At 69.7% G+C, this 13,665-nt stretch carries 12 protein-coding genes; 10 read left to right on the top strand and 2 right to left on the bottom strand.

The genetic code is table 11. The annotated features are described in order from the left end of the window. Position 1 precedes the first annotated feature (1 nt). The 7 genes from ABH920_RS32425 to ABH920_RS32455 are packed head-to-tail and all read left to right on the top strand — an operon-like array spanning position 2 to position 9,944. Positions 2-4,054, top strand: coding sequence for an amino acid adenylation domain-containing protein (locus ABH920_RS32425; RefSeq protein ID WP_370353026.1), 4,053 nt, complete (start codon positions 2-4; stop codon positions 4,052-4,054). Continuing rightward, the gene (locus ABH920_RS32430) at positions 4,039-4,308 is read left to right on the top strand and encodes an acyl carrier protein (RefSeq protein ID WP_370353027.1); all 270 of its coding nucleotides are present in this window, start codon (positions 4,039-4,041) and stop codon (positions 4,306-4,308) included. The genes ABH920_RS32425 and ABH920_RS32430 overlap by 16 nt, the downstream gene beginning before the upstream one ends. Further along, the gene (locus tag ABH920_RS32435; RefSeq protein WP_370353028.1) at positions 4,305-4,904 is read left to right on the top strand and encodes a GNAT family N-acetyltransferase; all 600 of its coding nucleotides are present in this window, start codon (positions 4,305-4,307) and stop codon (positions 4,902-4,904) included. The genes ABH920_RS32430 and ABH920_RS32435 overlap by 4 nt, the downstream gene beginning before the upstream one ends. Beyond that, positions 4,901-5,971 (top strand): C45 family autoproteolytic acyltransferase/hydolase, encoded by a 1,071-nt coding sequence (locus ABH920_RS32440; RefSeq protein ID WP_370353029.1) that lies wholly within the window; start codon positions 4,901-4,903, stop codon positions 5,969-5,971. The genes ABH920_RS32435 and ABH920_RS32440 overlap by 4 nt, the downstream gene beginning before the upstream one ends. Then, a complete protein-coding gene (locus ABH920_RS32445; protein ID WP_370353030.1) occupies positions 5,968-6,729 on the top strand; it encodes a thioesterase II family protein in 762 nt (253 codons plus the stop codon). Before ABH920_RS32440 ends, ABH920_RS32445 begins: the two co-directional genes overlap by 4 nt. Next, the gene (locus ABH920_RS32450) at positions 6,730-7,650 is read left to right on the top strand and encodes a 3-oxoacyl-ACP synthase (RefSeq protein WP_370353031.1); all 921 of its coding nucleotides are present in this window, start codon (positions 6,730-6,732) and stop codon (positions 7,648-7,650) included. It begins immediately after the preceding gene. After that, a complete protein-coding gene (locus ABH920_RS32455; RefSeq protein ID WP_370353032.1) occupies positions 7,650-9,944 on the top strand; it encodes an iron-containing redox enzyme family protein in 2,295 nt (764 codons plus the stop codon). The genes ABH920_RS32450 and ABH920_RS32455 overlap by 1 nt, the downstream gene beginning before the upstream one ends. Here ABH920_RS32455 and ABH920_RS32460 read toward each other — a convergent pair. Continuing rightward, the gene (locus tag ABH920_RS32460) at positions 9,941-10,387 is read right to left on the bottom strand and encodes a hypothetical protein (RefSeq protein WP_370353033.1); all 447 of its coding nucleotides are present in this window, start codon (positions 10,385-10,387) and stop codon (positions 9,941-9,943) included. The genes ABH920_RS32455 and ABH920_RS32460 overlap by 4 nt on opposite strands. 223 nt (positions 10,388-10,610) lie before the next feature. Between ABH920_RS32460 and ABH920_RS32465 the strand changes: the two genes are divergently transcribed. The 3 genes from ABH920_RS32465 (at position 10,611) to ABH920_RS32475 (ending at position 13,106) form a co-directional block, all read left to right on the top strand. Next, the gene (locus tag ABH920_RS32465; RefSeq protein ID WP_370353034.1) at positions 10,611-11,906 is read left to right on the top strand and encodes a M23 family metallopeptidase; all 1,296 of its coding nucleotides are present in this window, start codon (positions 10,611-10,613) and stop codon (positions 11,904-11,906) included. Between the two features lie 315 nt (positions 11,907-12,221). Then, entirely contained in the window at positions 12,222-12,923 is a 702-nt protein-coding gene (locus ABH920_RS32470; RefSeq protein ID WP_370353035.1) for a hypothetical protein, read from the top strand. Positions 12,924-12,971: 48 nt separating this feature from the next. Continuing rightward, entirely contained in the window at positions 12,972-13,106 is a 135-nt protein-coding gene (locus ABH920_RS32475) for a hypothetical protein (RefSeq protein ID WP_370353036.1), read from the top strand. Between the two features lie 95 nt (positions 13,107-13,201). On the opposite strand, the gene ABH920_RS32480 is transcribed toward ABH920_RS32475, so the two are convergent. Next, positions 13,202-13,507: a hypothetical protein gene (locus ABH920_RS32480; RefSeq protein ID WP_370353037.1), complete on the bottom strand. Its 306-nt coding sequence runs from the start codon at positions 13,505-13,507 to the stop codon at positions 13,202-13,204. Positions 13,508-13,665 lie beyond the last annotated feature (158 nt).

Consider the following 13,665-nt stretch of genomic DNA (forward strand, 5'->3'; position numbering starts at 1 on the left):
GATGTTGACCGACGCCCAGCGGGCGGCGTACACCGAGCGGCTGCGCCGCGGCCGGACCGCGGCCCCGGCCGGCATCCTCCGGCGCGGTGCCGGCGCGGGGCCGCTCCCGCTGTCCTTCGGCCAGGAGCAGCTGTGGTTCCTCGACCACTTCGCGCCGAACCAGCCCGTGTACAACATCCCGCAGGCGCTGCGGGTGACCGGCCTGCTCGACGTCGCGGCCCTCGGCCGGGCCCTGGACGCGCTGGTCGAACGGCACGAGGCCCTGCGCACCCGGTTCGTGACCGGACCGGACGGCCTGCCGGTCCAGGATGTCGCCGAGCCGTCCGGGGTCGTGCTCGGCCGCCTTGACCTGTCGGGCCTGGAGCCCGACGAGCGGGAGAAGCAGCTGGAGGAGACGGCGCTCCGGGAAGCGATGGCACCGTTCGATCTCGCCGAGGGCGGCCTGTTCCGCACCACGCTGATCCGCCTGGATGAGCGGGAGTGGATGCTGATCCTGGTCGTGCACCACATCGTCTTCGACGCGGTGTCGTTCGGGGTGTTCCTGGCCGAGCTCGGAACGCTGTACCGGGCGCAGGTGTGCGGGCAGCCGGCCGCGTTGCCCGCGCTCGCGGTGCAGCCCGCGGACGTCGCCCTGTGGGAGCGCGAGCGGGCCGGCGGCGCGGTGCTGTCCGACGCCGCCGACTACTGGCGCTCGACCCTGGCGGGGTTCCAGACGCTGCACCTGCCCACCGACCGGCCGCGGCCGCCGGTGGAGGGCTTCGAGGGCGGCGTGGAATGGCTCGACCTCGGCGCCGAGCTGTGGCAGGGCGTCGGGGAGGTCGCCCGCCGGGAGCAGACCACCCCGTTCGTGGTGCTGCTCACGGGTCTTCTGGTCCTGCTGCACCGCTATTCGGGTCAGGACGACGTGGTGGTGGGCACGATCAGCGCCAATCGCGGCCGCGCGGAGCTGGCGCCGCTGATCGGCTATCTGGTCAACGCTCTGCCGATCCGGGCCGACCTGTCCGGGGACCCGGTGTTCCGCGACCTGCTCGCGCAGGTCCGCGAAAGGACCGTCGCCGCGTACGCGCACCAGGAACTGCCGTTCGCGAAGCTGGTCGAGGAACTCGGGGTGCGCCGCGACGCCGGCCGCTCGCCGGTGTTCCAGGTCTCCTTCAACTTCGGCGAGGCCGCGCCGGAGCTCGCGCTGGACACCGTCACGATCCGGCCCGAGCCCATCGACCTGCCGGCTGCCAAGTTCGACCTGGCCTTCTTCGCGCAGGTGCGCGGGGACCGGCTCTGGGTCGAGCTGTCCTACGCCTCGGCGTTGTTCGACCGCTCGACGGTGCGGCGGATGCTGCGCAACTTCCGGGTGCTGTTGGCCGGGGTGGTCGCGGACGCCTCGTCCCGGGTGTCCCGGCTGCCGTTGCTGACCGCGGCTGAGCGTCGGCGCGAGCTGGTGGTGTGGAACAACACGCGGGTCGATCTGCCGTCGGGGTGCGTCCACGAGCTGTTCGAGCGGCAGGTGGAGTGCTCTCCGCAGGCGGTGGCCGCCGAGTACGGCGGCGACGCGGTGACCTACGCGCAGCTCAATGCCCGGGCCAACCGGATCGCGCGGTGGTTGCACGCCGCCGGCGTCGGGCCGGAGGTGCTGGTCGGGGTCTGTATGGGTCCATCGACGCGCCGGTTGGCGGTGCTGATGGGGATCCTGAAGGCCGGGGGCGCGTATGTGCCCCTGGACCCGGCGCTGCCGGCGGAGCGCCTGGCGTTCATGGCGACCGACGCGGCGGTGGCGGTCGTCGTCGCCGACGAGGCCGGCGCGGCGGCCCTGCCACCGGCTTCGGCTGAGGGGCGGCTCGGCGCCGAGGTGGTGTCGGTCGACGCCGAGTGGGAGCACATCGCGCATCTGGACGGATGGAATCCGAACCTGCCGGTGGAGCCGTCGAACGCGGCCTACGCGATCTACACCTCGGGCTCCACGGGCCGGCCCAAGGGTGTGCTCGTCGAGCACCGCAACCTGGTCAACCACGCGCTGGGCATCGCCGAGCAGTGGCTGGTGGGTCCGGCCGACCGGGTGCTGCAGTTCGCGTCGCTGAACTTCGACGCGTCCGTGCACGAGATCTTCACCGCGCTGTTGTCCGGCGCCCGAGCCGTCGTGGCCTCCAGCCAGACGCGGCTGTCCCCCTCCCGGCTCGCGGCGTTGATCCGGGAGCGGCAGGTGACCTTCACCTGCCTGCCGCCGGCGGTGGTGAACCTGCTCACCGGCGAGCAGTTTCCCGACCTGCGAGTGCTGCTGGTCGGCGGGGAGGAGTTCCCGGCCGAACTCGTGCGGGCGTGGCTGCGTCCGGGCCTGCGCCTGGTCAACGCCTACGGTCCGACCGAGGACACGGTCATCGCGACTTCCGCCGAACTCGACGGGTCGGTGCTGCCGCCGCCGATCGGGCTGCCGGTGGCCAACCAGCAGGCGTACGTGCTGGATCCGAACCTGAACCCGGTGCCGGTGGGCGTGGCCGGCGAGCTCTATCTCGGCGGCGCCGGCGTGGCGCGGGGATATCTGAACGCGCCGGAGCTGACCGGGCAGCGGTTCATCCCGGATCCCTTCGCCACCGCGCCGGAAGCCCGGCTGTACAAGACCGGGGACCGGGTGCGGCGCCTGCCGGACGGGAACATCGTGTTCCTCGGCCGGCGCGACGGCCAGGTCAAGATCCGCGGCCTGCGGATCGAGCTCGGCGAGATCGAGACCGGCCTGCTGGCGCACCCGGACGTCGCGCAGGCCGTGGTGGTCACCGCCGACGACCCGGCCGGGGAGAAGATGCTCGTCGGGTACGTGCGGCCGCGGGGCCGCGCCGCCGCTGCCGATCCGGACGGACTGCGCCGGCACTTGGCCGGGCTCCTGCCCGGGTACATGGTTCCGGCGCACGTCGTGACCATCGACTCCTTCCCGCTCAACGCCAGCGGGAAGGTGGACCGCGCGGCTCTGCCGCAGGTGTTCCCGGCCCAAGCCGCGGCCGAGGCCTGGACGCCGGACGCCGCTCCCGCGACGCCGACCGAACACGCGCTGGCCGGCATCTACGCGCGGCTTCTCGGCCTGCCCCGGGTCGGCGTGGAGCAAGGCTTCTTCGACCTGGGCGGCAACTCACTGCAGGCGATGCGGCTGGTCGCCGCGATCCAGCAGGAGCTGGGTGCCGACATCGCCGTGACCGCGGTCTTCTTGGCGCCCACGGTGCGCCGGCTGGCGGCTCGGATCGAGGAGACCGGGGGCGGCAGCGTACGGTCGGCTGCTCGCGATCCTTTGGTGCGGCTCAGCGATGGCGCGGGCGAAGTGCCGCTCTTCATCGTGCACGCGGTCGGCGGAACGGTTCATCCCTATACCCCGCTCGCTGCTTGTCTGGCCGGCTCTTTCCAGGTCTACGGCCTCGAAGCCGCAGGCCTGGCTGAGGGTGCCGCGCCGGTGTCCTCGCTCGCCACCACGGTGGCCGAGTACCTGAACGCGATCCTTGCCGCGCAGCCCGAAGGGCCCTACCGGTTGGCCGGATGGTCGATGGGCGGCCTTGTGGCGTACGAGATCGCGCGGCGGTTGGAAGGGCTCGGCAAGGACGTGGCGCGGTTGGTGCTGCTGGACGCGCCGTTCGCGCCGCCCAAGCGTGCGGAGTCCGAAAGCCTTCTGACGTCGCGGTTCGCCGCTGATGCCGCGCAGGCTCTGGGCTGGGACGCGGACTGCCCCGATGACGATCACCTGGACTGGCTGGCGCGTCGGGTCGCCGGGGGCGGGAGCGCGGCAGACCTGGCCGCCGTCCGAGGTCAGATCGAGCGCCGCTTCGAGGTGTACAAGGCGAACACCGCGATGGTCGCCGGCTTCCGGCCGGCGGCCGCGTTGCGTACGCGGACCCTGCTCATCAGCGCTCTGCGATCTCCGAACGCCGCCGTCCAGGCGGACTGGACCCGCCTGCTGGGCCGGAACAGCGTCCTGCGTCCCGTGGACACCGACCACTACTCCTTCCTGCGGTCACCGCGGGTCGAGGAGATCGCGCACTGGATCACCGAATCAACCCTGGAGACATCGTGCAACTGGAGCTAGCCGGCCCCGCCCGGGAAAGCCTCGCGCGGGTGCTGGCCTCGGACCTCGCCCCGGCCGACTTCGACCTGAACCTGGACATGAGCGACGGGTACGGGCTGACGTCGCTGAACAAGGTGCTGTTCCTGATGGCGGTCTGCGACGAGACCGGGGTGAGCCTGTCCGCCTTCACCGAGGCCGACGTGGCCGCGATGCGGACGCTGGGGGACGTGGTCGCGGCGCTGGCCGCGCACGCCGGAAAAGGAGAACTGAGATGACGTGGGCCGACATCGCGGCGACGACGCTGGAGAACGAGCACGTCCGGCTGCGGCCGGTGGGCGAGGCGGACCGCGCGCCGCTGCACGATCTGGCCATGGACCCGGAGATCTGGGACTACTTCGTCACGCGGATCGATACCGAGGCGGAGTTCGACGCGTTCTTCGACGCGGCGCTGTCCGACCGTGCGGCCGGGGTCCGGGTCGCGTACTGCGTCACGGACAAGGCGAAGGGGCTGACCGCCGGGAGCATGAGCTTCGGCAACCTCGCCGAGCGCGACGGCCGGTTGGAGATCGGCTGGTCGTGGCTGGGTACGGAGTTCCAGGGACGCGGAATCAACCGGTGGGCCAAGTTCCTGATGCTGGAGCACGCCTTTGAGCGCATGGGTGCCGAGCGGGTGGAGTTCAAGACCGATCGGCTCAACGTCAAGGCTCTGCGGGCGCTGAAGAAGATCGGTGCCACGGAGGAAGGCACGTTGCGCAGTTTCAACCCGATGCCGGGTGGACGGCGGCGTGATGCGGTGTTCTTCAGCGTGGTGCGGGGCGAGTGGCCGTCGGTGCGTGATCATCTGCTGGGTGTCACGGGTGGCTCGGCATGACGGACACGAGCGTCTTGAGCGTTCCCTATATCAGGGCCCATGGAGACCCTTTCTCGGTTGGCCACCAGCATGGTGCGGCCCTGTCCGAGGCGCTGCACGCCTTTCTCGATGACGGGCTGACCCGGCTCAATCGGATCCTGCCCGAGCCGGTGACGCCGGCTTCGCTGGGCTCGCAGCTGGCTGCGTACTCTGTTGAGATCAGTGCGGCGACGCCGGATCTGGCTGAGGAGCTGCGTGGCCTGGCACAGGGTGCCGATATCAGCTACGAGCAGGCGCTGCTGTTGCAGCTGCGGCGCGAGATCATGGGGTACAGCAAGATCCCGACGATGGGGGACTGCACCACCTATGCGCGCCTCGGGGACTCGCGACCCGGCACGGCCGTGCTGGCGCAGACCGTGGACCTCAACGGCGATCTGGACGATCAGATCTCCGTGCTCGATGTTTCCCGGCCGGGGTCAGGGCGGCGGTCGCTGGTGCTGAGTTTCGGCGGGCTGCTCGGCTACCTGGGGATCAACAGCGACGGCCTGGCGGTCGGGCTGAATCTGGTGCTCGGCGGCCAGTGGCGTCCCGGCCTGCCGCCGTACCTCGCGATCCGGCATCTGCTGGATACCGCGACCGGAGTCGATGACGCGGTTGCGATTCTACGGGGGCTGCGGCTGGCCAGTTCCCGCTCGCTGATGTTGTGCGACGGCTCGAAGGCGGTCTGCGTCGAGATACTCGGGGACGAGATCCGGGTGGTCGACTCGCAGGAACTGGTCCACACCAACCACTTTCTGCATCCCGACTTCGTTCTCCACGACGAGCTCAACGTCTTCGCGCGCAACTCCTCGCTTCTGCGGCTCAAGGCGTGCCAAGCGGCTCTTCCCGCCCTGCCCGCGGATGCGAGTCCCGAGGAGCACTTCGCGCTGATGTCCGCAGCGCCGATCTGCGTCGCGGACAACGGGGACGTGCGCCGGGAGCGGACCGTCGCGGCGGTCGTCATGCGGCCCGAGCACGGTGAGCTGCATCTGCGGCCCGGGGACCCGTCGCGATCGGTGACGCAGAGCTTTTCGTTGGCGGCGCCGTGAACGCGCGGACTGGGTGGTTCCTCACCGATGGCGAAGTGACCGGGCAGCCGGCCCGGATCTTCTGCTTTCCGCATGCGGGCGGTAGCAGCCGTTCTCTGCTGGCTTGGCAGAGTGCGCTGCGCGATGACGCTCAGCTGCTGGCCGTGTGCCGGCCGGGGCGTGAGCATCGGGTGGACGAGCCGGCACCCACCTTCGACGAGTATGCCGATGGTGCTGCCGCTGCCATCCGTGCTGCTGTCGACGGTCGGCCGATCTACCTGTTCGGGCACAGCCTCGGCGCGCTGGTCGCGTTCGAGGTCGCGCGGCAGTTGGCCGATCTGCCGGAGCTGCGGCATCTGGTCGCGTCCGGTTGCTCGGCCCCTGAGTTGCTGCCGTCTGAGCGCGTGCGGGCGATCGCTGCGCTGGAGGGGCGGGAGTTCGCTGAGGCGATCTGCTTCTTCGGCGGGCTGACGCCGGAGGTCGCTGCCGATGAGGATGTGCGTGCCCTGCTGCTGCCGGGTCTGATCGCGGACTTCCGGATGGCGGTGGGCTACGAGTACCGCCCGGGGGCACAGCTGACCGTCCCGCTGTCGTTGATCAACGGCCGTCAGGACCCGCATATAGGGCCCGCGCAGCTGGCGCCATGGCGTCATGAGAGCGCTGCGCCGGTCCACCACTGGGCCGACGGCGGGCACTTCTATTTCGAGCGTCACCCTGATGCGGTCACGGATGTGTTGCGTGAGGTGGTCCGTGCTGATCACCATGTCGAGGTGATCTGAGTGTCGGTGTTCCTCCATGGGCCGTGCTACGAACTCGGCGAAGAGGTGGTGGACCACACGAGCATCGCCAACCTCGATGCACAGGTCGCGCGCTTCGCCTTGGCGCCGAACCCACAGTTGTGGGGCTGGGGGACGTTCCGCCGGAGCGCTCGGAGCTTGGAGCGGCTGGCGATCGCGAGCGGGGCGGCGACGCTGCGTGCGGCGGGGATGGAGCCGTCGTCGATCGATGCGCTGATTCTGTGTTCCACGCGGATTCCGGTTCCTTCCGAGGACCACGGTCGGTTCATGCAGACGGTGATCCGCGGGCTCGGGCTCGGCGACGTCCCGTACTACGGGCAGACGCTGAACCGGTGCGTGAACCTGCTGGCCGCGCTGGACCTGGCGAGCGCGTTCGTGGCGGCCGGCCGCTATCGCAGGGTCCTGTGCATCACGACCGACCGGGTCGCCGACGAGGACGATCGGATGGGCAGCTTCGCGCTGTTCTGCGACGGCGCGGCCAGCTGCGTGGTGTCCTCCGACGAGGACGGCCCGGACGCCTACCGCGTGCTGGGCTGTGCCACGGCTCAGGACACCGCGACCCTCGAGGCGAGCAACGAGATCAGCTCCGACCTGGCCCGCGAGGTCAACGAGCGGCTCCTGGCGCCGCGGGGTATGAAGCTCGGCGACATCGCCGGCCTAATGCACCTGAACCTGTTCACCCCGCTCGTGGTGATGAAGGAGCGCCAGGCCGGCTTCAGCGCGGAGCAGCTCTACCAGGAGAACATCAGCCGCAACGGCCACTGCTTCGCCGCCGACCCGCTCATCAACCTCGCCGACCGTGCCGCCGCCGGCGAAGTGCGGGCTGGTGGTCACTACATGCTCGCGGCGAGCGTTCCGGGATCACGGATCGGCGTGCTGTTGCAGCGGAAGGGCGGCTCATGATGTCCGTCTTCGAATTGCCGGACACGATGGTCGCGTTGGAGCGCCGCCCCTTCGAGTTCAGCCCCGCCGCGCGCGAGGAGGCCAAGGCGATGCTGGCGCTGGAGCCTGCGGTCCTGTTCCGGCGGTTGATGCGCGATCAGGAGTCTGAGTCGGTTCTGCTCGCGGCGCGGCACATCCTGCACGCCTTCCTGGATTCGAGCCGCTCGGATGCCGTCGCCTTCGATGTCGATGTCGATGTCGATGTTGATGTTGATGCCGATCTCATCGCGTCGCAGGTGGCAGCAGCCCGCGATGACCTCCGCGCGGCCATCGCCATGCTCGCGTCCAACGCTCGCGACGCCCCCGACGCCCCCGACGCCCCCGACGCTCGCGACGCTCGCGACGCTCGCGACGCTCGCGACGCTCGCGACGCCCCCGACGTTCGCGACGCCCCCGACGCTCGTGAAGCCGTCCTGCGCCAGCGCGCCGTGCTCGGACAGCTCGGCGGCTGCTGGCTCGACGTGCTCTCGCAGCCCGCGACCCAGCCGTCTGTCGTCGTCAACCGGCTGTTCGCGCAGTACGTCGTGCTGCGCGGCGCCGGCAGCCCGCTGCGTTCGGCACAGCACCTGCGGCGGCGCGCCCTGGAGGATGCCGGCATCCAGCTACCGGACGTCGGCGCCGCCAGCTTCCTCGATGCCGCCGCCGCCCGGCCGCTCACCGCGCTGCACGGCTGCTTCTACCTCGCGCTGTCGCGCCTGCCGGCGAACTTCCTGCCGGAGCTGGTCGGCGTGCACTACGTGTTCCACGCGCTCGGCGTCGATGATCTGCTGCTCGGCACGACGCCCCGGCTCGCCGAGCCGGAGCTGCGGGCGGTGCTCGCGCAGTACGTGGCCCTGGCCGGCGCCGACGAGCGCGCCCGCCTCGCCGACGGCGTCCGCCTGGCCCTCGCCCTCGAACGTGAGCACGTGGCCCTGCTCGCCGACCTCGCCGAGTGGACGTCGAACAGGTCCCTGGAGTCGAGGGTCGCCGAGATCGTCGCGCGCCACGCGCCGCTGGCCGGCTCGCAGCACGGGGCCGTGCGCGTCGGCGGCCGGCCGCTGACCGAGACGTTCGCCGAGCCGGACCTCGACCTCGCCGCGTTCCTGGCGGAGTTCCGCGAATCGCCTCACCTGCCCCGGTTCTTGGAGGCCGTCAAGATCGGCGGACCCATGTTCGGCATCTTCGACGAGCATGAGGCCTCGACCTTCAAGGCCTGGTCGGAGTCGATGCCGGCGGGGGAGCGTCCCGAGATCGAGCTCTCGCCCTGCACCGCCGGCGACGCGCACGCCGCCCGATGGCGCACGCGGCTGGCCGCCGACCTGCCCCCGGATGTCGTGATCGCCTCAGCCGCCCCGGCCGACGACCGCGAACTCTTCCACCGCCTCGTGAACATCGAGAACTTCGCCAACACGCTCCCGCAAGCCGCCGAACGGGTGATGCGGACCCTGGAAGCCGCCGAGGTCATGTTCGTCCACGGCGCCGGCGGCCGCTACACCGACGCGACGTACTTCGACTACACGCCGGAAGCGCTGTACGAGCGCGCGGAGCGCATCTACTGGGACAAGCTGGTCAACCCCTACAAGCCGCTGACGACCATCCCGGGCCGCGACGAGGTGGTCTTCCTGCAGACCACCTACGCCCTCGGCGCCCTGATCGACGGCACCTGGCTGCACCGCCTGGCCAACCTCGGCCACGCCGCCCGCCCGAGCGATGCGATGCTGTGGTCGATCTACGCCGACGAGATGGGCCAAGGCGAGCTCCGCAAGAACCACCTCACCCTGATCCACACGGCCCTGGCCAGCATGGACATCAAGCTCCCACACATCAGGGACGACGCCTTCCGCGACCAGGGCGAGCTGCCCGACGAGCTGTACGGCTTCTCGCTGTACCAGCTCTCCCTGGCCATGTTCCCGGACCGCTTCTACAACGAGATCCTCGGCTACAACCTCGCCATCGAGATGTTCGGCCTCGGCGAACTGCGCCTCCACGAAATCCAGAAGCTGCGCCACCACGGCTTCGACACCTGCTACGAGGACGCTCACCTGACCATCGACAACATCTCCGCCGGCCACACCAAGCAGGCGGCCGACATCATCGTCGCCTACCTCGACGAGGTCGAGAACACCATCGGTGCCGCAGCCGTCCAAACCGAATGGCGCCGCATCTGGCGCGGCTACGCGGCGTACGCGTACATCGTCGAGCCCGCGCTGCTCAAGGCGATCGCCGCAACCGATGCGGAGAACGAGGATGAGGACGACGGGGACCTGTTGATCTAGTCAGTGGCCGAGCCTGAGCCACGACTGCCGTGGGAGGAGGCGTTGCGGTAGCGGACCTGGTTGGGCAGGTCACCGCCGTCGTACCCGGCCGGATCGCTACCCGCTGAACTGAACATCTCGCCTAGGGCCTCTGCGGGATCGAGGCGATCCGCAGGGTGGGGGGGTTCACGACGGTGGTCCGACACGAGCACCAGGCACATGCCACATCGGGTCCATGAACGGCCACGTTTCACTCGGGGCTCCGATTCCGATGCGGTGAAGACGTTCCGTGGCTGGCGGCGATGGCCGGGCCCGTCCGCGTCGTGGCGTGTCTTCGACCGAGTCCGGCCACCCTCGCCCTGGATGTGCGCCCGAGCGACCTGCTCCAGCGGGAACACCGCCGCGGCCTCTTCCAGCGAGCGCGGTGACGTCTTGTCGTGGGCGTCGCCGACCAGGTCGATCACGACGTCGACGTTACGCAGGGGCATCGACGGCCTTTCTGGAGCCGCGTTCGCCCACGCGCCTGCCCCGTGCGTCCTCCCAGCCCTTCCGACACTCCCGGAGTCGGACCAATCATCAGTTCTCTGGCGCCACGGGACATAGGATCGCCGGACCGTGCTCCGACCATCCCCCGACGCACCCTGGCGGGCGACGGCGATGCAGGCCCATTCGACTTCAGGGAACAACATGCGGAGAACTCTCGGCTCCTGCCTCCTCGCCGGAGCGCTGGCCCTGCTGGCCGTGCCCTCCAGCGCGCGGGCCAGTCAGCTGCTTCCGGCCGATCAGGTCACGGCGGTCACTGTCATCCCGACCATCGAGCCGACGCCGGTGGCGGCCACCGACGGCCGGATCCACCTGGTCTACGAGCTGCTGATGGTCAACTACGCGCCCGATCCGGCGACCGTGGCGTCGGTCCAGGCGCTGGACGCCGACCACCCGTCGCGGGTGCTGCAGACGCTCAGCGGGCCGACGGTCGCCTCGCACTTCGATATCTCCCAGCTTGCCTCCCCGATCACCGGCCCGGCCGTCATCGCCGCCGGCGAGCAGGCCATCGTCTGGATGGACGCCTCCGTCCCCCTGGGCAGCCCGGTCCCGGCGAAGATCATCCACCGTGTCCGGATCACCTTCGCCCAGCCGCAGGCCGGGGGACTCATCCCGGACGACGTCACGGTGAAGGTCGGCCAGGCCCCCGTCTCCGACCTCCCCACCCCGGTCATCGAGTCCCCGCTGGCCGGCCCGCGCTGGTTCAACGCGAACGGCTGCTGCTCGGAGGTCACAGCCCACCGCGCCGCGGTGAACCCCCTGGACGGCACCACGAACTTCCCCGAGCGCACCGCGATCGACTGGCTGAGGCTGGACGAACACGGCCGGGTCTTCGAGGGCCCCGCGACATCCCTGTCCAGCTACGCCTACTACGGCACCCCGATCCACGCCGTAGCCGACGGCGAGATCGTCGCCGTGGTGGACGGACTCCCCAACCAGGTCCCGACCGAGGAACCCCCGCTGGGCCAGCTACCCCTGAAGGACTTCGCCGGCAACCACATCATCGAGAAGTTCGTCTACCAGCACCACACCTTCTACGCCGGCTACGCGCACATGAAGCCGGGCAGCCCGAGCTCCTTCGTCCACGTCGGACAACACGTCCGCGTCGGCCAGCAGATCGGCAACCTCGGCAACTCGGGCAACTCCGGAGCCCCCCACCTGCACTTCCAGGTGATGGACGGCCCCTCGTTCCTGGACGCCCAGGGCCTGCCCTACGAGTTCGAGCAGTTCAAGCTAGCCGCCCGCGGCGAGGGAGACAGCTCAGTCGAGGCGGCACTCGACGGAGACGTCGTTCCGTTCCAGAGCGGATTCCAACCGCAATGGCTGCACCGCCGACTGCCGCTGTACACGGATCTTGTGGACTTTCCCCCGGCGCATGAAGCAGGGCATGAGCACCGCGCTTCGGCGCACGTGCAGCCACATGTGGTGAAGGGGAAGTAGAGCCGAGATATCAGGGGCTCGCGTCGGATTACAAATCCAGCGCGAGCCTCTTGTGTTGCCGAGATGAATCCGCCGGCCCTGTGGGACTCTGTTGCCCGTTGTGACGACTCTTCCACTTCCGTCCCCGCCGGTCCGAGTCGCGACGGTCGGCATGGCGCGGGCGGTGTTCCCGGCTGCGTGTTCTGGGCGTGGCCCGGCTGACACGCGCATGATCCGGTCGTTCACCGTGGAAGGGCTCTACTCGTCCCTTGAGACCCCTGATCTGGCCACCGTCCAGCGGGATCTGGACTTGCCTGCCCTGTGCGTGCAATCGACATGAGTCTGCCCGCGAGCGCTGCCCGTCCGTGGCCGCCGCATCCGGACGGACATGGGCTCGACGACGATCCCACTGCGACGAAGCAGTGTTTGCTCGTCCGGACGTATCTCACCGAGGAGGGAGGCCAGGACGAGATCGAGCAGGCGCTCTTCGCCGTGCTCGACTCGGTCGGCCTGGACGTCGAGTTGATGAGCCGTCCGGAGCACGGATCGTGGTTCCGCAGATACCTGATCCGGGCCAAGGGCTCGGCCGAGGCGCGCGAGCAACTGGCGAAGATCGAGCGAGCCGTGGACGTGCGGATCAACCTGACGGCGCAGGTGCAGATCGACGCCAGCCAGGGCGATGTCGTGGCCAAGCTCATCGTGTCGCTGGAGAAGCCCCCCAACGCCGTCATCCAGGTCGGATCGGTGCTGATGGTCAAGACCGGCGCCGCGCTTGTCGTCCGGAACCTCACGCAGCGAGAACTCGCGGCCTGTGCACGCACCCCGGGCGCGTTCCGGGATTCCGAGACCGCGCCGGCGCAGCTCGAGCCGTTCCACGAGATCGCGGCTGGAAAACCGGTCTCCTCGCTGGGCGGACCAGACGGACCGGCTCTCCTAAGTTGGAGCGGGCGACTGGCGTGCTCAGGCAGCCCGCCGCCGATTGCGGCTATGCCAATATCCTCGCCGGCCCAAGAGTTGGACGCTGTTTGTGGTGGCTGAGGCCCCGCTACGATCAAGCCCGCCCCGGGCCAGGAGATCCGCCGGACTGTGAGCGCTGGATGTACAGTCGCGCCAAACGCCCGCAAGGTTGTCGAGATCCTGACCTCGTCCCACCTCGTGATGATCAGCCAGCCCAAGATCGTCGCCAGGCTCGTCCTCGACGCCGCCGAGGCGGTCAGCTGACGTCGGCGAAAAGTGCCCCGCCTGTCACCAGGACGGACCGGGGCGTCGCCGTTGTCAGCGCGGGGTATGGAAGAGTACTGCGTCCACCACCTGCTTCAGAGGCCGTCGGGCGTCGATGGGTGTCGCACCGGACGCCCGCAGGTACTCCTGTAGTACGGGCAGCTTGCGGCGCAGGTACTCCCGGTGCCGCCGATATGGCCCCAGTCGTGGAATCCACGCCGTGCGCCCAGCCGTGTCAGCATCGTGGGCTCGTCGATCTCCGGCACGAACACCTGGGTGAAGCCGTCGGCCACCTCTTGCTGGTTGTCCGCGCCGCCGCAGACGTCCAGCGTTGCCGGCGCCGCGGCGCGGATGAGTTCGTCCAGCCGGTCCGGGTCCCAGGCCCAGCGACTTGGTCCCACGACGGGGGTGCATAACCTGACGAATCGCCCGTTACCACTACCCCACTTGACCTTCGGGTCCGTGGGGTAGTCGTTTCCGAACGTCACACGCGCGGTGCCTGCACGGCGAGCCGAGCATGACGAGTGTCCATCAGCAGGCCGTTCGTGATCGCGTATCC

Source organism: Catenulispora sp. EB89 (genome assembly GCF_041261445.1).
In the GTDB taxonomy this organism is placed as follows: domain Bacteria; phylum Actinomycetota; class Actinomycetes; order Streptomycetales; family Catenulisporaceae; genus Catenulispora.

Excerpts from the sequence above, each read along its gene's own strand:
- ABH920_RS32440 (WP_370353029.1), top strand. The coding sequence starts at position 4,901 with ATGACGGACACGAGCGTCTTGAGCGTTCCCTATATCAGGGCCCATGGA.
- ABH920_RS32470 (WP_370353035.1), top strand. The coding sequence starts at position 12,222 with ATGAGTCTGCCCGCGAGCGCTGCCCGTCCGTGGCCGCCGCATCCGGAC.
- ABH920_RS32425 (WP_370353026.1), top strand. The coding sequence starts at position 2 with ATGTTGACCGACGCCCAGCGGGCGGCGTACACCGAGCGGCTGCGCCGC.
- ABH920_RS32435 (WP_370353028.1), top strand. The coding sequence starts at position 4,305 with ATGACGTGGGCCGACATCGCGGCGACGACGCTGGAGAACGAGCACGTC.
- ABH920_RS32455 (WP_370353032.1), top strand. The coding sequence starts at position 7,650 with ATGTCCGTCTTCGAATTGCCGGACACGATGGTCGCGTTGGAGCGCCGC.
- ABH920_RS32465 (WP_370353034.1), top strand. The coding sequence starts at position 10,611 with ATGCGGAGAACTCTCGGCTCCTGCCTCCTCGCCGGAGCGCTGGCCCTG.